Genomic DNA, 17,687 nt, shown 5'->3' with positions numbered 1-17,687 from the left:
ACGCAGCACACGCAACGGGCCGCCGCCCTGGTAGCTCGCCCGGTTCAGGCGGCGGAATCAGCCCTGATAGTCGTTCCCGATGTCCTCGTGCCACAGCTGAGGCCGGGCAGCGATGAATTCCTGCATCAGCTCGGCACACTCGTCGAGATCGAGGACGACGACCTCCACGCCATGGCTGCGCAACAAGTCTTCACTCGTCGAGAACGTGCGATTCTCGCCGATGACGACGCGAGGAATCCCGTAGAGCAGTACCGCTCCCGTGCAGAGGAAACACGGCGACAGCGTGGTGAAGAGGGTCGCTTGCCGATAAACAGAGGCTGGCTGCCGCCCGGCCCTTTCCAGGCAGTCGATTTCGGCATGCAGGGTCGGACTCGCCTGCTGGACGCGACGATTGCGTCCCGCGGCCAGCAACTCGTCGCCCGAAACGAGTGCGGCACCGATCGGAATCCCACCCTCGGCACCACCCAGGCGCGCCTGCTTGATCGCGTGTTTCATCAGTTCGTCAAATTCAGACACTGTTGTCTCCCGGGGAAACCGCTCGTTGGATCTGGTGAATCGGTGCGCATCAGAGATGTGTTCCCCGTCCCGTCGCAGGGTTCAGGGAAGTAGAACAGCATCCCGTCTGAAGCCGCAAGCAAGAGGTGGCTCATCCGGGTGGGGCTTCGCTGCGGCCGTCACGAGGAGCCGACTCGGCCGCATTGCTGGGACAGCGACGCACAAGGAGCCGATCACCGGCGCCCTGTGCGGCCGCACCACGACCCTCGTTGCCGGTCCCCACTTCGCCTCGAAACGCTCAGGACTCCTCCTTCTTGAGTTCCTGCGATCGAGCCAGCAGTTCCTCGGCGAAGTCGTCCCAGTCCGGACCAAAGCTCAGGAGATCCGAACCGGCTTGCCCGAGGATTTCAGCATCGTCAGGCCGCTGCAGGCACAACAGGCGGAAAGCCAGGTTCCGCGCCCAGACCGGGAGTGCCACCCAGTCTTCAGCCAGCGATTCCTGCAGCGACTGCCAGATCTCCTCAGGATCTGCGAAGGCCAGCTTCTCGATGAAGCGCCGGACCTCCACCGGGATGTCCATGGCACCGCCGCTCACCCCACCCGTCGAGACCTGCGACATGAGTTGAGTCAGGTCGGACACAGTCAGCCTTTCTTCAGGTTCAACCAGTAGATCGCGACGCGGTACATACAGTCCTGCATCTGCGGCAACCGATATCCAAAACTGTGCCCGACCGCGTCTGCCGCATCGAAGTCACCCCGACCGCCCTCGACCACGGCACCCGTCGCCCCGCAATCCCGAACTGGCGCAGGTCCTGATCGTCCACATCGACGCCTGGGACCGGGCACGCGCAGCGGTCCCGCAGATCATCATCGTCCCAGCCTGCTGTCGTCAGGCCGGCAGTTGTCGAGGGCAAGCCCCCTCGACGCTGAGGTGGGTCTCCTCACACCCACAACGCAACGCACAACTGAGAACGCTTCCTTGGGCGAGGGAGATCCCGACGACTCAGCGAGCGTCGATCACCATGAGCGCGGCGTGGAGCGAGGTGCGTGACTCGGCGGATTCGAGGGAGACGCCCAGGATGCGTTCGATGGCGCCGAGTCGGCTGTAGAGGGTAGGGCGGCTCAGGCCTGCGCGGCGTGCGGTGTGTGTCTTGGCGCCGGAGCAGTCCAGGTGCGTGCGCAGCAGGTTGAGAAGGTTGTCGCCGGTGCGAGCGTCGTGGTCGAGCAGGCGTCCCAGCTCGGTCTCCGCGAACGCCTGCAGGCGGTGGTCGTCGCGCAGCAGGGGGACAAGTCCCCTTACGGCATCGTGTTCATCGTCGACGAGGTGATGACGCGCTTCGGCCGCACCGGCTCCTGGTTCGTCAGCGCCGACGAAGGTGTGGTCCCGGACCTGCTGACGTTCGCGAAGGGCGTCAACTCGGGCTACGTGCCGCTCGGTGGTGTCGTCATCGGGGACCGGGTCGCCGAGCACCTCGCGCACCTCCCCTACCCCGGCGGGCCCACGTACTCGGGCCTCCCCCTCGCCTGCGCGGCGGCGGCCGCCGCCATCACCGCAGGGAGCGGGACGGCATCGTCGACAACGCCCGGCGCGTAGGCACCGAGGTGATCGGCCCCGAGCCCGTCCGGCTGGCCGGAAGGCATCCCAGCGTGGGGCAGGTCCGCGGGCGCGGCGTCTTCTGGGCGATCGAGCTGGTCACCGACCGGCAGTCCAGGACGCCGGTGGCGCCGACGGGCGGAAGCAGTCCGGTGATGGCCGAGGCCGTACGGGCCGCGAAGCAGCTCGGCCTGCTGCCGTTCACCAACTCCAACCGCATCCACCTCGTACCTCCTTGCACGATCACGGAGTCCGAAGCCCGCGAGGGGCTGCAGATCATCGACCAGGTCCTCAGCCGCGTGGACTCCCTGATCCAGGGCGTACGCAAGGACGACCTGAGCTAGGTCGTTTCCTGTGCCTCGTCAGAAGTCGAGGTCGTCGAACTGGTCGAGGAGGACGTCGGCCGGGGTGTCGCTCGCGGGGGCGGATGCGCCGTTGTGGAGGGGCTGTTCGGTCCAGATGACCTTGCCGGCCGGTGTGTACCGGGTTCCCCAGCGACGGGCGAACTGGGCCACCAGGAACAGCCCGCGCCCGCCCTCGTCCGTGGTCTTGGCCAGGCGCAGGTGCGGGGATGTGCTGGAGCCGTCGGAGACTTCGCAGATCAAGGTGCGGCCGTACAGGAGCCGCACCTTGATCGGCCGGGCTCCGTACCGGACCGCGTTCGTGATCAGCTCGCTGAGGATCAGCTCCGCGGCGAACCCGATGTCCTCCAGGCCCCACTCCCGCAGGCGCGCCACGCACTGCGCACGCACCGGCGCCACCTCCGCGGGATCCTGCGGCACATCCCATTCCGCCACCTTGGACGGCTCGAGCAGGCGCGTCCGGGCCACCAACAGGGCCACGTCGTCGGTCGCGTGGGCCGGCAACGTCGCCTCGATCGCCGCGCGGCACGTCTCTTCCGGCGTACGGCCCACCGCGCTCTCCAGCGCCGGCCCGCAGCACGTCGAGGCCGGTGCCGATGTCGCGGTCGCGGCTCTCCACCAGACCGTCCGTGTAGAGCACCAGTTGTGAGCCCTCGGGCAGGCGCAGCTCGACTGCCTCGAAGGGGTGCCCGCCCACGCCGAGCGGCGGCGAGGCCGGCACGTCGGGGTACGTGACTGCGCCGTCGGGATACGACACGGCCGGGGCCGGGTGTCCCGCGCGGGCCACGGTGCACAGTCCGGTGACCGGGTCGTAGATCGCGTACAGGCACGTCGCGCCGGTCACCTGCTCGTACTCCCGGCCCTCCGTGCCGTCGACGGTGTTCTCCTCGCTGTCGATCCGGGTGACCAGGTCGTCGAGGTGGGCGAGGAGTTCGCCCGGTTCCATGTCCAGGGCCGAGAAGTTGTGTACGGCGGTGCGCAGCCGTCCCATGGTCGCGGCGGCGTGCAGACCGTGGCCGACCACGTCGCCGACCACCAGAGCTACCCGGGCTCCGGACAGCGGGATGACGTCGAACCAGTCGCCGCCCACTCCCGCCTCAGCGGGGAGATACCGCCAGGCAACCTCGACAGCGTCCTGTTCGGGCAGTCCGCGAGGCAGCAGCCGGCGCTGGAGCGCCACGGCCGTGGCGTGCTCCCGTGTGAACCGGCGCGCGTTGTCGACGCAGATCGCGGCCCGCGCCGCCAACTCATCGGCGAAGGAGAGGTCTTCCTCCTCGAAGGGCGGCGCATCCCCGGCCCGCCAGAAGCTCACCATCCCGAGCACCACCCCGCGGGCCTGCAGGGGAACGGTCACCAGCGAGTGGAACCCGTACTCGAAAGCCTTGCGCGCCCGTTCCGGGTCCTGCTCCCGCAGGCCCTTCGCGCGGCGCAGATCCGACTCCAGGACCGCCCGCCCCGACTCCATGGCGCGCATCTGCGGAGTCGACGGCAGGAAGGTGATGAGCTCTCCGACCGGATAGAGGGGCAGCGTCCGCTCGTCGCCGCTGACCGCCGTACGCCGCATCCGCTGCCGCGCCTCCCGTTCCGGTTCCTGTCCCCGTACGACGGCGTCCAGGAGGTCCACGACGGCGGTGTCGGCGAACCGCGGCACCGCGACCTCCGCCAGCTCCTCCGTCGTTCGCACGACGTCCAGCGTGGTACCGACCCGCAACCCCGCGTCGTACAGGAGCTTCAGCCGTTCCCGCGCCACTTCCGCCCGCCCGGTGACCGTCGCCAGTTCCGTGGTGTCCCGCAGTGTCACCGCGCTGCCGGCTGGGCCGCCGGCCGGCTTCGTGGGCCGGATGTTCACGGCCAGCAACCGGTCCCCGGCCAGATGCACCTCATCCGTGACCGGTTCCCCCGACGCCAGCAGCCCTGCCATCTCCTCGTCCAGTCCCAGGTCTGTCACGGGCCGCTGTTCGGCGTCCGCCGGAAGGTCCAGGAGCCGTCGCGACTCGTCGTTGGCCAGGAGGAGCCGACCGTCGGCGTCGACGATCAGCACTCCCTCCCGTGCGGAATGCAGCACCGCGTCATGGTGCTCGTACATCCGCGTCATCTCGGCCGGCCCCAGGCCGTGGGTCTGCCGGCGCAATCGCCTGCTGATCGCGGCTGCCCCGCCGGTCGCCACTGCAAGCGCGGCCGCACCGGTGCCCAGGATGATCGGCATCTGCCGTTCGACCAGGCCGCTGGAGCTTCCGACCGTGACTCCGGCGGAGACCAGGCCGACGACCGAACCGCCGGGACCGAACACCGGGACCACGGCCTGGACGGACTCGGTCCATCCGCTTGCCACGGGTCCGGCGGTGTCCTCGACGACGACGCCGCCTTCGAGGGCCGGTTCGATGGTGCCGATGAACTTCTTTCCGATGAAACTCGGATCGGGCTGCGTGTAGCGGATTCCCTCGGTGTCCGTGACGACGACGAAGTCGACGTCAGCCGCCTTCCGGGCCGCCTCGGCGCGCGGCTGCAGCACTGCCGTCGGGTCCGCACTGTCCAGTGCCTGGACCGTGCCCGGGGCGTTCGCGAACGTCTGCGCCACGGACACCGACCGCTGCCGGGCCTCCCGCGCGACGTCGTTCCTCGCCTGGAGCACCTGGGCCGTCACCGCGGCCGCGACCAACAGCACCACGATCACGATCTGCAACAGGAATACCTGTCCGGCGGCACTGCGCAGGTTCAGCAATGATCGAGGGAGATTTCGACCAAATGTGCTGTTCATGACTTATATCTACCACCGCGGGATCGGCTCGGGTGGTGGCGCCGACGAGGTCTGGCACAGGACGCAGGTGAGTGGGCTTCGAGCCGCACGGCCCGAAGCCCACCCCTCAGGAGCAACCGCACTCGGCTCACCGCGTCGGCGGTTCAACTCAGCAGCCCAGCCCGGTCACGCGAGCTCAGTCACCGGACGTAGTCCGCGCCCGTGATGTCGATGGTCGCCCCCGTGGTGTGCCGCGAGCGGCCGGAGGCCAGGAAGGTGATCATCTCCGCTACGTCCTGCGGAGGCGTCACCTCGCCCAGGGGCACGCCGGAGGCGTCCGCCGTACCGGCCGCTGCCAAGTCGGTAGCCACCCAGCCGGGGGTAATGGCGTACGCGAGAACCCCCTCGGCCCGTAGCCGCGCGCGATGCCCTTGGTGAGAGCGAGGAGTCCCGCTTTCGCGGCGCCGTAGGCCAGGTGGTCCGCGTCGTCGCCGCGATGGGCGGAGCGGCTGGATACGCTCACGATGGTGCCGCCGCCGTGTTCGCGGAAGTGGAGCACGGCATTGCGGCTGAGGTCTGCCGGGCCGGTGAGGTTGAGCGCCAGGTTGTCGACCCAGCCCCGGTCCCACTCTGCTCGGTCGGCCAGAGGTGAACTCAGCCATGCTCCCGCGTTGTTGACCAGTACGTCGATGCGGCCGCGCCAGGCGAGCGCCTGGCGCCACAGGGCCTCGGTCTCGTCGGGCCGTCGCAGGTCGGCGCGGACCAAGTGACCGCGGTCTCCCAGGAGGTCCTGCAGCTCGTCCGCCGCCCCCTTGTCGCTCGCCCAGTGGGCCAGGACGTGGGCGCCTTCCCGGTGGGCGGCGAGTGCGGTTGCACGTCCGATGCCGCGCGAGGCACCCGTGACGAGAACGGTCTTCCCAGTGAGAAGCCCTTGCTGTGAAGGCGTGTTCGTACTCATGCGACGGCCTGCCCTCCGGTGATTTCCACGATCGATCCGCACATGTACGGCGCTTCGTCGGAGGCCAGGAACGCGACGAGTGCCGCAACCTCCTCGGGGGTGCCGATCCGGCCGAACGGCACCAAGGAGTCGAGTTCGGCGACAGTGCGCCCGGAACTCGCAAGTCCCGCTTCCAGCATGGGAGTACGGATCTCTCCCGGGCATACGGCGTTGACCCGTACTCCTTGATGCGCGTGATCGCGGGCGAGACTGCGGGTGAAGGCGACCACCGCGGCCTTCGTGACGTTGTAGGCGATGTAGTCGGCCGCGGGCTGCAGCCCCCACTGCGAAGCGGTGTTGACGATCGCCCCGCCGCCCTGGGCAGCCATGTGCGTCAGCGCGGCCCGGCACAGGTGGAACAGCGGATGCACGTTGACGGCGAAGCTGGCCTCCCAGTCCTGTGCGGAGAGGTCGAGCAGATTGCCCCGCCGGTTGATGCCCGCGTTGTTGACCAGGACGTCCAGTCGTCCGTAGCGGGCCACGGCATCGTCCACGGCCTGTCGGCACGCCTCCCCGTCGCCGAGATCGAAGTGTGCTGCCTCGGCTGTACCGCCGTCCGCCGCTATGCCCTCGACGACCGCCTTCGCGGCGGTCTCGTCGATGTCGGCCACGACGACGGTGGCTCCTTCGTGAGCCAGCCGGCGCGCGATGGCGGAGCCGATGCCGCCTCCCGCCCCAGTGACGAGACAGGCCCGTCCGGCGAACGGTGAGCCTGTGAGTGCGCTGTCCGTCATGCTCTTCTCCATCCTTTCCTCCGTGGTCGTTCCAGATTCACGGACCGTCGGACTGACACCGGGAGGGCTCGCGTCCTGCTGCTCAGGACGCGAGCTCCCTCAACGTTCATGTGAGCGGTCACCGCCTGACCGGGGCATCGCTGGACTCCCAGAAGGATGCTCCCTTGATGCCGGCGCGGACCGGGTCGAAGACCGGGTCAAGACCGTCCTTCTTCTGGCGTTCGTAATCCCGCAGGGCACGGAGCGAGATGGGCAGAAGCAGGGCTATGGCAATCATGTTGAACCAGGCGATGAGTCCATATCCGATGTCGCCGAGCTGCCAGACGAGTTCGGTGCTGCGGACCGTACCGAGGTAAGCGGACAGAAGGACCACGGCCTGCACGATGCGGGCCGGAATTCCTCGCGAACTGCCGGTGAGGTAAACGATGTTCGTCACGCCGTAGTAGAAGTACGACATCAACGACGTGAAGGCGAAGAAGAAGATGGCGATGGCCACGATGCCGGAGCCGAAGTCAGCTCCCGGCAGGGCCCTGTCGATAGCGGCCTGTGTGAAGCCCGCACCTGCTTCCACACCCGGCAGGTTCTCGACGAGCGGCGGCTTTCCCTCGGGCAGGATGTTGTACGCCCCGGTGGAGAGGATCATGACGCCGGTTGCCGTGCAGACGAGCAGCGTGTCGATGTACACGGAGAACGACTGGACCAGGCCCTGCTTCACCGGGTGGGAGACCGAGGCGGCAGCTCCTGCGAAGCCGCCCTCGCCGACACCTGCCACGTTCGAGTAGAGCGAGCGGCGAACGCCCCAGGCAACGGCGGCGCCGATCATCCCGCCGAAGACGGCGTCGGTTCCGAACGCCGAGGCCATGACCACGCGTACGACCTCAGGGATCTCGCCGAAGTTCGCGGACAGGACGATGACGGCGAGCAGCACGTAGCAGGCGGCCATCATCGGGACGACCTTCTCCGCGAACGCGGCGATGCGCTTCGTACCGCCGAAGACCACGAACCCCAGGAGCCCGACCAGGATCAGTCCGGACAGCCATGTCGGCACGCCGAACGAGGCGTCCAGGGAGGTGACGATGGTGGAGGACTGCACACCGGGAATCAGCAGCGAGTAGCAGAGGACTGCCACGCCGGCGGCCGCGACCGCGAGCCACTTCAGCCCGAGGCCCTTTTCGATGTACCAGGGAATACCACCGCGGTACTCACCCTCGGACTTGACCTTGTATATCTGGCCGAGTGTGGCCTCGATGAATGCGCTGGAGGCAGTGAGAACGGCCGTGGCGATCATCCAGAAAAGCGCACCAGGTCCACCGGCGGCGATCGCGGTGGCGACACCCGCGATATTGCCCACGCCGACCCGGCCGCCCAGCGCCATGGCAAAAGCTTGGAAGGAAGAAGTACCGGTATCCGAATCAGCGCGTCCGAAGAGGCACTTGACCATTCCTGGCAGATGTCTCACCTGCACGCCCCGTGTAGCAACGGTGTAGACGAATCCAGTCACCAGCGTGACGTAGACCAGTGGATTCCAGATGAGGTCATAGATGGTGCTGAGGAGACTTTCCATGTGATGCTCCCTTTGCGTGCGGAGACGTCCTTGTCTCCTGAGAGGCGTCCCGTCCTGTCACGGAAGCGCCGCGAATGCATCGGCTCAGCTCTGGCAGCCAGTTGCTCAAGGAAGGTGATCGAGCATGGGCCCGAGGGCGCTGTCCGCTGCTCATGGGCTGTTCGGCGCGGGATCGGTGGGGGTGTCCACGGGTCCGCCCCAGGGTCGGTGGCCCAGAACTCATGGGGAGTATGGAAAGTAGGGGCCGTTGGACGGGTGCGTCCGGGAGGGGCGGCCGCCTTGCCGGGGCCGCCCCCGCTCAGATGCGCGAAGCGCGCCGCGCCGCGTAGGTCAGCGGCTACTGAAGACCACGTCGTGCCAGGACTTCCGCTGGTCGCCCGTGATGTCGGTCATGACGTGCTTGACGTTGGTGTACTCCTCGAAGGAGTAGGCGGACATGTCCTTGCCGAAGCCGGACGCCTTGTATCCGCCGTGCGGCATCTCGCTGATGATCGGGATGTGGTCGTTGACCCACACGCAGCCCGCCTGGATCTCCCGGGTGGCGCGCCCTGCGCGGTAGACGTTCGTCGTCCAGGCCGAGGCGGCGAGGCCGTACGGGGTGTCGTTGGCCAGCTCGATGGCCTCGTCGTCGCTGTCGAAGGGCAGGCAGACGAGGACCGGGCCGAAGATCTCCTGCTGAACGACCGCGGAGTCCTGCGCCGCGTCGGTGATGAGCGTCGGCTCGTAGTACGCGGCCTGGCCCAGCGGGCCGTCGGGAATCTTCCCGCCGCGCACGATCGTCGCCCCGTCCTCGCGGGCCTCGTCGACCATGGCGGCGACGCGGTCGCGCTGCTGGAAGGAGATCAGGGACCCCATGTCGGTGTCCGGGTCGTCGACCGGGCCGAGCCGTACGCCGTCCATCAGCTGTGCCACTCGCTGAACGAACGCCTCGTACAAGGGGCGTTGGACGTACGCGCGGGTCGCGGCGGTGCAGTCCTGACCGCTGTTGATCAGGGAACCGGCCACCGCACCGCGGGCCGCGGCCTCCACGTCGGCGTCGTCGAAGACCACGAAGGGGGCCTTGCCGCCGAGTTCGAGGTGGACGCGCTTGACGTCCCCGGCGGCGGTCGCGGCGATCTGGCGGCCGACCGCGGTGGAGCCGGTGAACGAGACCATGTCGACGTCGGGGTGACCCATCAGGGCCTGACCGGCGACGGAACCGGCGCCCGTGACGACGTTGATGACGCCGTCCGGGATGCCCGCCTCCTGGGCCGCCTCGGCGAACAACACCGAGGTGATCGGGGTGAGTTCGGCCGGCTTCAGGACGATGGTGTTGCCCGCGGCGACGGCCGGGAGGATCTTCCAGGCGGCCATCTGGAGCGGGTAGTTCCAGGGGGCGATGGAGCCGATGACGCCGATGGGTTCGCGGCGGATGGCGGAGGTGTGCTCGCCGGAGTACTCCGCCGAGGCACGGCCTTCCAGGTTGCGGGCCGCACCGGCGAAGAAGCGGACGTTGTCGATCGAGCCGGGGATGTCGAAGCCGCGGGTCAGCTTGATCGGCTTGCCGCCGATCCGGCTCTCGGCCTGGGCGAGTTCCTCGGCGCGGGACTCCAGGATGTCCGCCCAGCGCAGCATGGCCTCGGAGCGTTCAGCGGGGGTGGTCCGCGACCATACGGCGAAGGCGGAGCGGGCGGCCTCGACCGCCTCATTGACGTCCTCGGGGCCGGCCAGGGTGTCGGTGGCCAGGACTTCGCCGGTGGCCGGGTTGGTCACCGAGAATTGCCGGCCGGACGTGCCGGGGCGGCGCTTGCCGCCGATGAACTGCAGTCCGGTGGTTTCCATTAGTGCTCCAGTTCGGTCTCGGTCGGCCCGGCGGTCGGGGCGGCCTCGTCGCCCCACAGGTCTCCGAGCGTGTAGCCGTGCGGGAAGGGGTCGGTCTCGTCCAGGACGAGCTGGCTGAAGCCGGTGATCCAGCCGCGGCCGCTGATCGTCGGCAGCACGGCCTCGTGTCCGCCGATCCCGGTGGTGTCCAGGAGCGTGCCGGTGAAGGTGGTGCCGATGATCGACTCGTGGATGAACGGTGTGTTCAGGGCGAGTTCGCCCCGCGCGTGCAGCGCGGCCATCCGAGCACTGGTGCCGGTGCCGCACGGGGAACGGTCGAGCGTGCCGGTCCAGGTGCTCGGATCGGCCAGGTTCACCTCGCCGTTGGGCAGGACGACGGTGTTCCGGCCGTCGACGCCCGGGGTCGGCGAGGGGCCGTGGATCATCGTGAGGGCGATCTGGTTGATGCCGGGGTTCTGTGGGTGGCTGACCGGGAACTGCTGCTGTGCCGCCGTACGTAGCACCGCTCCGGCACGCACCAACTCCTTGGCCCCGGAGGGGTCCAGGCTCAGGATGCCCAGGTCCACGGCGCGTGCCTGGACGTAGAACTGCCCGCCGAAGACGATGTCGACCGGGACCGGTCCGTATTCCGGCAGCTCCAGGACGTGGTCCAGGGCGAGGACGAAGGCGGGAACGTTGGCGAACGTGACGCGGGTGACCTTGCCCCGTTCGACGTCGGCTCGGACGCGGACGAGTCCGACGGCGGTGTCGACGGTGAGATCGGTGACCGGTTCGCTGACCGGCACCGCGCCCGTCTCCACGAGAGCGGTGACGGCGCAGATCAGGTTGGAGCCGGACATCGGACGGAACCCGCCCTGCTCCAGGACGACCATGCCGAAGTCGGCGGACGGATCGGCGGGAGGCAGGACGAGCACACCGCAGAGTGCGGGGTAGCCGCGCGGCTCGCGCAGCAGCAGGCGGCGGAGCCCGTCGAGGTGCTTCTCGCAGTAGTGCAGCCGTTCGGCCATCGTGGCGCCCTTGACGTGCAGATGGCTGCCGATCAGCACGCGGCCCGGCTCGCCCTCCGCGTGGACGTCGATGGCGTGGACGCGCTGCGCGGACATTACGCGGCCACCTGCTCGGCCACGGTCTCGACGCCCGCGGCGGCGAGCAGCGCACGGAACTCCTCGCGGTGCTCCGGCGCCAGCGGCAGCACCGGGCGACGGGTCGGTCCTGCGCTCACGCCGACGAGCTCGACACCGGTCTTGATGCCGCAGGCGTAGTTGTGGGACTCCAGGAACCGGCAGATCGGGAAGATCTTCGACCACAGCTCCCGTCCGGCCACGAGGTCGCCGCGGACGGCGACGGCCTCGTACAGGTCGGCGCAGAGGCGCGGGATCACGCTCGCCGTGCCCCAGACGCCGGCCTTCGCGCCGCTCGCGAGGGCGGCGAAGGTGAGGGTGTCCCAGCCGTTGAGGGCCGTGATGTCCGGCGCGTGCTGCTCCTTGACGGCCGAGAACCAGGCGAAGTCACCGCCGGTGTCCTTGTACGAGGTCACGCGGGTCTTGCGGCCCAGCTCCGCGAGCTGCTCGGGGGTGAGGTGGACGCCGGTGGCGGAGGGGATGTTGTAGTACATGATCGGGATGTCGATCGCCTCGGAGACGTCGCCGTAGAAGGCGAGGAGCTCCTCGAAGGACGGGGCGTCGTAGAACGGCGGCACGATCATCACGGCGTCCGCACCGGCCTTCTCCGCGTGGACGCTCAGCTCCACGGTCTCGGCCGTGCTCAGCGCACCGGTGCCGGCGACCACCGGGACGCGTCCGGCGGCGGCCTCCACGTACAACTCGGTCGTCTGCTTGCGCTCGTTGACGGTCAGGGCGCCGAACTCGCCGGTGCTGCCGCCGGGGACGAGGCCGTGGACGCCGCCGCCGATGATGTGCTCGGCCTGGCGCTTCACACCGTCGGCGTCGATGGCGGAGCCGTCCGCGGTGAAGGGGGTGACGACGGCGGCGAGGATGCCGGTGAACTGCTGGGCGCTCATGAGGGGTCTCCTGAAGTTGGAGGGTGGGCGGAAGGGGGTGCGGCACCGGTGCGCCGCGTTCTGCGGAAGTGGTGCGTTCTGCGGAAGTGGTGCGTTCTGCGGAAGTGGTGCGCCGCGGCCCGGCCGACGCTTCGGTCAGGGCTGGACCGCTCGGCCGGGCCGGCGGCGGTTCAGGGGCGTCCGGGCCCGGCGTCACGGTGGTGGCGCTGCGGACGTGGACGCTGGTCACGGGGTGTCCTGGTGGCCGGTGCGGGTCACCGGCGGGTGAAGCGGAGCGGTGAGATCGGCTCGGCGACGGCCGGGACGCGCTGCTGCGTGATGCTCTCGGTGATGATCTCGGCGGTGGCCGGGGCGAGGGTAAGTCCCAGCATTCCGTGGCCCGAGGCGACGTAGACGTTGGGCAGTGGGCCGAGGCGGCCGATGATGGGCAGCCCGTCCGGGGTCATGGGCCGCATGCCCGCCCACGGCTTGGCCTCACCGGGAGGGTTGTCCCAGCCTGTGAAGGCGTCGGCTGCGGCCTGCTTGATTGCGGCTACGCGGCGGGGGTTGATGTTCTCCTCCAGGCCGCCGAACTCCATCGTTCCGGCGAGCCGCAGGAACCCGTCGAGCGGTGTCACCGCTACCCGGGCATCTTCCAGTGTGAGGGACGTGCGCAGCTGGACGGGGGCCGGAGAGTAGTCGACGCTGTAGCCCTTGCCGGGCCGGATGGGCAGGGGTACGCCCAGTTCACGGCTCATGCGGCCGGTCCACACGCCCGCGGCCAGGAGCAGGGTGTCGCCGGTGATTTCGCCCTTGTCGGTCAGAACGCCGGTGACGGTGTCGCCCTGGCGCAGGAATCTGCGGACCGGGGTGTGCTCGTGGATCTCCACGCCCAGTTCCTGACAACGCTTGAGCAGTCCCGCGGTGAGGGAGTCGGGCTCGACCTGCCGGTCGTCCGGGAAGAACAGGCCGTGCTGGTTGCGGTCGTTGAGCGCCGGTTCCTTCTCCCGGACCTCGTCGCCGTGCAGGTGCTCGGGCACCATGCCGAACCGCTCGAAGATGTCGAGCGACGCGCACTGCTCCTCGTACCGCTCGCGGGTCTCGAAGGCGAGGAGGACGCCGGCCTTGTGCATCTCGAAGGAGATCCCGTCCCTGCCCCAGTCGTCGAGGAGGTCCATCGTCCCCTCGGCCAGGCGCAGCGTGGTCTCAAGACCTGCGCGGAAGTCACGCTCGGTGCAGTGCCGGGCCATGCTCAGCATGAACTTCAGGAAGTCGGGGGCCAGTGACGGCTTGACGTAGAGCGGGCTGTCCGGCTTCAGCATCCACTTCAGGCCCTGAAGGATGACTCCAGGGGCCGGTACGGGGCCGCTCTCCGCCAGCGCGATCTTGGCCGCGTTGCCGTGGCTGGCGGCGGAGCCCGCACGACGGGCGTCCAGTACCACCACTTCACAGCCGCTCTTGGCCAACCGGTAGGCACTCGCAAGGCCGACCGCCCCAGCGCCTACAACGATGATTCGCATGGAGTCGTGTACCTCCTGACAGGGCGCCGAGGGGCGCCTCTCGCACCGGGCGGCGATCCCGCCCGCGGGGCAGATTGTCAAACAATCTGCGTCATGGAAGTGACGCTAAGCTCGCCGCAGCGGCGAGTCAATAAGTCAGCGTGAACTTCTTGTGCATGACGTTCCACGCAGTCGCCGACGGGGCACGCTGCGCTCGCAAGACACCCACCGCAGGCGCACGCAAAAGAGGGGCCCCACTCATGCGGGGCCCCTGACCTGCGAGAACGCAGACGGATGGACTACAGCGCGTAGACCTGTCCGGTCTGGGCGCCCTCGACGGAACGGACGTAGGCCTGAGCGACGTCGGCGACGGCGACCGAGGGCACACCCGGGAAGAAGTCCCCGTACTTGGCGAGGCTTTCCGTGAAGACGGTGGGGCTGACCGCGTTGATGCGCTGCGGGGCGATCTCGATGGCTGCGGCGCGGACGAACGCCTCGAGCGCTCCGTTGGCCATGGAGGCCGCACTGCCCGTGGGGATCGGTTCGTGGGCGAGCACACCGGTGATCAGAGTGAAGGAACCCCGCTCCGCGATACGGGAAACACCCTGGCGCACGAGGTCGATCTGGCTGAGCACCTTGCCGCGGAAGGCACTTGTGTAGTCATCGGGAGTCATCTCGGTGACCGGCTTGTACAGCACATCACCTGCGGCGCTGACCACCGCGTCTACCTGGCCGACCCGGTCGTAGAGTTCCGTCACCTGTGCGGTGTCGGTGATGTCGTACTGCAGATCACCGCCGCTACGCCCCACGGTGACGATCTCGTGACTGCGGGCGGCCAGTGCCTCGTGAACGGCCGTGCCGAGCTTGCCGGTTGCGCCGATGAGAAGGATCTTCATGGCGTCGACGCTAGGCGCGGCCCGATGGGTCAGGGAAATGCCTGTGGTGGAGCACTTATGCTCCAGGGTTATGAATGTGGAGCTCCGGCACCTGAGAGCCCTGGCCGCGATCGGCGACGAGGGCACCATCACCGACGCCGCGGCCGCACTGCACATCAGCCAGCCCGCGCTCTCGCGCACCCTGAAGCAGCTGGAGAGCCGGGTCGGCGTACGCCTGGTGGACCGCACCACCCGCACCCTGACACTCACAGATTCCGGCCAACGCCTTTACGAGCGGGCCCACTTGATCCTCCATCAGCTGGATGACGCACTGACGGAGGCCACGGCGGGACAGCGGCCGCTGCGCATCGGGTTCGCCTGGTCCACGCTCGGCGACCGCACAGTGCCAGTGCTCCGCGCCTGGCGCGAGAAGCGTCCGGACGCCCCGGTGCGCGTACACCGTCACGACGATCCGGAGGCGGCGCTGCGCCGCGGGGAGGTCGACGCGGCGCTCCTGCGCACGGCTCCCGCCAAGGGCACCGGACTCCGTGTTCTGCCGCTGTACCGGGAAAGGCGCCTGGCAGCCGTATCGGAGGGCGATCCGCTGACGCGTCGCGCAACCGTACGCCTTGCCGACCTCGCCGACCGGCCGGTGGTGCTGTGCGCCACCGCCGCCACGACGGCCGGGCTATGGCCCGAGGGCGGCCGCCCCCGCACATGTGAGGTGGCCAACGTGGACGAGTGGCTCACCCTGATCGCCACCGGCGAGGCGCTGGGCGTCACGGCAGAGGGCACGGAACACAGCCACCCTCACCCTGGGGTTCAGTACCTTCCCCTGGCGGACGCACCCCCGGTGACGGTCCGCCTGGCCTGGCCTCGCACTCCCAGCCACCCGGCGACGCTTCCCTTCCTCGAGCATCTGCAGAGCACGACGGCCGACACCACCCCGTAACTGAGCTGTGGCTCATGGGACCACCGTCACCCTCCTGCACCCCGGATCCAACCCATCGCCGCCGACCGTCCCCTAGAATTGTGGTCTGACAATCTGCGGAGGTTCCATGAGTGAGCGCGGCGACCAGGCCGTCGGCCCGAGGCCAGTCACCACCCAGACGCGCCGGGACGCGGTGGCCGACGAGCTCCGCAGGGCCATCCTGGCCGGAGAGCTCAAGGCCGGCCAACGGGTGCGCGAGGTGCATGTCGCTCAGCAACTCGGAGTCAGCCGTCCGACCCTGCGTGAAGCCGTCTACCAGCTGATCCACGAAGGCCTCCTCGAGCAGCAGCCCTACCGCGGGGTCGTCGTCCCGTCGATCGACGAGAAGTTCATCACCGACATCGCGGCCGTACGCGTCGCCCTGGAGACGCTGGCGGCGCGAGCGGTTGCCGAGGACCCCGACGGCTCGCGCAAGGCAAGGCTGAACACGGCGTGGCAGGAGTACCGCGCCGCGCACGCTTCCCAGGACGCCACACGCCTCCACCAGGCCCACGTGGCGCTGCACCGCACCATCTGGGACGCCTCCGGCAACTCCATGCTGAAGCGACTCTGGCCGACCGTGGAAGCGCAGATCAACGTCGCCATCGCCGTCGACGAGAGCACCCGGTCCGACCCCGATCGGGCCTTGCACGTGCACGAACGGCTGATCGACGCCATTCTCGGTGGCGACCCCGCAACCATCGAGGCTGAGGTGGAGCGCCACACAAAGGCGAGCGCTGATGAGCTCGTCGAGATCATCGCCGAACGAAAGCGCGAGGCGGGGCCGGGCCCAGCCGCGTGAGGCCTCCAGCGGTGACATACAGCCACTGCCCACCCGAGGCCCTCGCGGTTCACGCCTGCTCCACACAAGCCAAGGCCGGGGCTATTCCGGAGACTCCGCTCGCTACCAACATGTCGAGGCCGGGGTGCGCCGTTTGACGCTCCGCGGCCTCGCTCTTGCCTACCGGAAGCGGGCCATTACTCCGGTACGCGACGCCCGCTTCCTGTTGTCCGCACTGCGTGCCGCAGCTTCCACGCACAAGGCGCCTCAGCATCGGCAGCCAACGTGAACAACATTGCCGCGGACGACGTCTACCGGATCACCGAGCAGGTGAATCAGACGACGGGCACCTACGCCCGGCTCAAGCACCGCAAGGTCGGCGCGTAGCGTCCCACGGTCCATTCAGGTAACCACCCGCTGCTGCCTGAGTCGGATCGGGCGCTCCGGTCACCGCTGGCGTCTACACCACGTCCGGCTCCGCCTCCGGCACCAAGCCATCGACGTCCGACTCGTCGTGCGTGGTTCGGGCCTGGGTCTCCACCGCCTTGGCATCGATGCGCTTGAGCACCGATCCCGTGGGTACGCCGGTCGCCGAAGGACACCGCTGGATCTTCGACGAGGCTTGGCGCGTCATGCGCCTCCTTGTTACGGGCTTCCCCGGTTCCTCGAGCGGATGCAGAGCCAGTGGAATCCCTCCCGAAGCCTCTGCATCGCCAACGTGATGGCCATCCACCGCTTGAGCGCCTCCCAATCGATGGCGACGTCGACTCCCGAGGTCACGACCTCGCCGGGACCTCCACACCGACTGGTCCACCCGAATCATCTACCGTCGGGGAGCCAACCAACTCGCCTCAGAAGTACATCTGTTGGCCCTGACCGGCTTCGGACCCAAGCCGTCTCCGCCCTCACCACGGGCGCCGCCACCGCAGAGTCGCCGGTCGCTCCTTCATCACCCAGCACCTACTGCACCCACCGAAACACGAACTCTTCGACACTCCGACTCTCTCAGCGGCCCGTGGGTGATCAGATCCGGATCACGCTCGCAGCACACACCGAGCTGGGCATCACAGCTCCAACGAGCAATAAAACAAGTGGCGTCGGCAACCACCTCCTGACTCGCTGCGACATCCCACGACTTCGGCACTTGCCGCAGTAGCGCGCGCCTCACCACCCCACTCAGCCCGCCAGAGCACTGAGGAATTAGCACATCGAACCGCCGACGCCCCGGCGCGCCCCAACCCGCACGTCGGTGAGTCCAT

General features: G+C 68.6%; 15 protein-coding genes and 2 pseudogenes. 5 read left to right on the top strand and 12 right to left on the bottom strand.

Translation table 11 applies throughout. The annotated features are described in order from the left end of the window. Positions 1 to 57: 57 nt before the first annotated feature. The 3 genes from RCO28_RS32475 to RCO28_RS32465 form a co-directional block, all read right to left on the bottom strand. Positions 58 to 516: a nucleoside deaminase gene (locus RCO28_RS32475; protein ID WP_308944906.1), complete on the bottom strand. Its 459-nt coding sequence runs from the start codon at positions 514 to 516 to the stop codon at positions 58 to 60. Positions 517 to 793: 277 nt separating this feature from the next. After that, entirely contained in the window at positions 794 to 1,135 is a 342-nt protein-coding gene (locus RCO28_RS32470) for a hypothetical protein (RefSeq protein WP_308944905.1), read from the bottom strand. Between the two features lie 363 nt (positions 1,136 to 1,498). Next, on the bottom strand, positions 1,499 to 1,666 hold the full coding sequence (locus tag RCO28_RS32465) for a helix-turn-helix domain-containing protein (protein WP_308944936.1): 168 nt from the start codon (positions 1,664 to 1,666) through the stop codon (positions 1,499 to 1,501). Between RCO28_RS32465 and RCO28_RS39530 the strand changes: the two genes are divergently transcribed. Then, positions 1,667 to 2,089, top strand: a complete 423-nt coding sequence (locus tag RCO28_RS39530; RefSeq protein ID WP_374991292.1) for an aminotransferase class III-fold pyridoxal phosphate-dependent enzyme — start codon at positions 1,667 to 1,669, stop codon at positions 2,087 to 2,089. It abuts the gene before it with no gap. A gap of 53 nt (positions 2,090 to 2,142) precedes the next feature. Further along, positions 2,143 to 2,433 carry a hypothetical protein gene (locus RCO28_RS39525; RefSeq protein ID WP_374991291.1) on the top strand — a complete coding sequence of 97 codons (291 nt, stop codon included), beginning with the start codon at positions 2,143 to 2,145 and terminating at the stop codon, positions 2,431 to 2,433. Positions 2,434 to 2,451: 18 nt separating this feature from the next. Here RCO28_RS39525 and RCO28_RS32455 read toward each other — a convergent pair. The 9 genes and pseudogenes from RCO28_RS32455 to RCO28_RS32415 all read right to left on the bottom strand — a co-directional run bounded on the left by RCO28_RS32455 (position 2,452) and on the right by RCO28_RS32415 (position 14,698). Beyond that, positions 2,452 to 5,209, bottom strand: a pseudogene (locus tag RCO28_RS32455) (SpoIIE family protein phosphatase). 286 nt (positions 5,210 to 5,495) lie between these two features. Then, positions 5,496 to 6,146, bottom strand: a complete 651-nt coding sequence (locus RCO28_RS32450; RefSeq protein WP_308944904.1) for an SDR family oxidoreductase — start codon at positions 6,144 to 6,146, stop codon at positions 5,496 to 5,498. After that, the gene (locus RCO28_RS32445; RefSeq protein ID WP_308944903.1) at positions 6,143 to 6,919 is read right to left on the bottom strand and encodes an SDR family NAD(P)-dependent oxidoreductase; all 777 of its coding nucleotides are present in this window, start codon (positions 6,917 to 6,919) and stop codon (positions 6,143 to 6,145) included. Before RCO28_RS32445 ends, RCO28_RS32450 begins: the two co-directional genes overlap by 4 nt. A gap of 118 nt (positions 6,920 to 7,037) precedes the next feature. Beyond that, entirely contained in the window at positions 7,038 to 8,483 is a 1,446-nt protein-coding gene (locus RCO28_RS32440; RefSeq protein ID WP_308944902.1) for an alanine/glycine:cation symporter family protein, read from the bottom strand. Between the two features lie 330 nt (positions 8,484 to 8,813). Next, positions 8,814 to 10,304, bottom strand: a complete 1,491-nt coding sequence (locus RCO28_RS32435) for a gamma-aminobutyraldehyde dehydrogenase (RefSeq protein WP_308944901.1) — start codon at positions 10,302 to 10,304, stop codon at positions 8,814 to 8,816. After that, the gene (locus tag RCO28_RS32430; RefSeq protein WP_308944900.1) at positions 10,304 to 11,407 is read right to left on the bottom strand and encodes a proline racemase family protein; all 1,104 of its coding nucleotides are present in this window, start codon (positions 11,405 to 11,407) and stop codon (positions 10,304 to 10,306) included. The genes RCO28_RS32435 and RCO28_RS32430 overlap by 1 nt, the downstream gene beginning before the upstream one ends. Then, positions 11,407 to 12,324, bottom strand: a complete 918-nt coding sequence (locus tag RCO28_RS32425) for a dihydrodipicolinate synthase family protein (RefSeq protein WP_308944899.1) — start codon at positions 12,322 to 12,324, stop codon at positions 11,407 to 11,409. Before RCO28_RS32425 ends, RCO28_RS32430 begins: the two co-directional genes overlap by 1 nt. 254 nt (positions 12,325 to 12,578) lie before the next feature. After that, positions 12,579 to 13,823, bottom strand: coding sequence for an FAD-dependent oxidoreductase (locus RCO28_RS32420; protein WP_308944898.1), 1,245 nt, complete (start codon positions 13,821 to 13,823; stop codon positions 12,579 to 12,581). A gap of 278 nt (positions 13,824 to 14,101) precedes the next feature. Continuing rightward, entirely contained in the window at positions 14,102 to 14,698 is a 597-nt protein-coding gene (locus RCO28_RS32415) for a short chain dehydrogenase (protein WP_308944897.1), read from the bottom strand. A gap of 70 nt (positions 14,699 to 14,768) precedes the next feature. Between RCO28_RS32415 and RCO28_RS32410 the strand changes: the two genes are divergently transcribed. The 3 genes and pseudogenes from RCO28_RS32410 to RCO28_RS32395 form a co-directional block, all read left to right on the top strand. Further along, complete coding sequence (locus RCO28_RS32410; RefSeq protein ID WP_308944896.1) at positions 14,769 to 15,629, top strand: LysR substrate-binding domain-containing protein; 861 nt, start codon at positions 14,769 to 14,771, stop codon at positions 15,627 to 15,629. Between the two features lie 106 nt (positions 15,630 to 15,735). After that, positions 15,736 to 16,449, top strand: a complete 714-nt coding sequence (locus RCO28_RS32405; RefSeq protein WP_308944895.1) for a GntR family transcriptional regulator — start codon at positions 15,736 to 15,738, stop codon at positions 16,447 to 16,449. Positions 16,450 to 16,955: 506 nt separating this feature from the next. Then, a pseudogene (locus RCO28_RS32395) lies at positions 16,956 to 17,451 on the top strand (hypothetical protein); the annotation flags it as partial. Positions 17,452 to 17,687: the final 236 nt, after the last annotated feature.

The sequence above is a fragment of the Streptomyces sp. LHD-70 genome (genome assembly GCF_031157275.1).
Lineage (GTDB): Bacteria > Actinomycetota > Actinomycetes > Streptomycetales > Streptomycetaceae > Streptomyces.
The sequence above is the reverse complement of the archived record's forward strand: the minus strand, read 5'-3'. Positions and strand labels throughout refer to the sequence as shown.

Bases quoted from the DNA above. Each gene is read 5' to 3' on its own strand.
- RCO28_RS32440 (WP_308944902.1), bottom strand. From the start codon at position 8,483: ATGGAAAGTCTCCTCAGCACCATCTATGACCTCATCTGGAATCCACTG.
- RCO28_RS32435 (WP_308944901.1), bottom strand. From the start codon at position 10,304: ATGGAAACCACCGGACTGCAGTTCATCGGCGGCAAGCGCCGCCCCGGC.
- RCO28_RS32450 (WP_308944904.1), bottom strand. From the start codon at position 6,146: ATGAGTACGAACACGCCTTCACAGCAAGGGCTTCTCACTGGGAAGACC.
- RCO28_RS32445 (WP_308944903.1), bottom strand. From the start codon at position 6,919: ATGACGGACAGCGCACTCACAGGCTCACCGTTCGCCGGACGGGCCTGT.
- RCO28_RS32430 (WP_308944900.1), bottom strand. From the start codon at position 11,407: ATGTCCGCGCAGCGCGTCCACGCCATCGACGTCCACGCGGAGGGCGAG.
- RCO28_RS32405 (WP_308944895.1), top strand. From the start codon at position 15,736: ATGAGTGAGCGCGGCGACCAGGCCGTCGGCCCGAGGCCAGTCACCACC.
- RCO28_RS32420 (WP_308944898.1), bottom strand. From the start codon at position 13,823: ATGCGAATCATCGTTGTAGGCGCTGGGGCGGTCGGCCTTGCGAGTGCC.
- RCO28_RS32410 (WP_308944896.1), top strand. From the start codon at position 14,769: ATGAATGTGGAGCTCCGGCACCTGAGAGCCCTGGCCGCGATCGGCGAC.
- RCO28_RS32425 (WP_308944899.1), bottom strand. From the start codon at position 12,324: ATGAGCGCCCAGCAGTTCACCGGCATCCTCGCCGCCGTCGTCACCCCC.
- RCO28_RS32415 (WP_308944897.1), bottom strand. From the start codon at position 14,698: ATGAAGATCCTTCTCATCGGCGCAACCGGCAAGCTCGGCACGGCCGTT.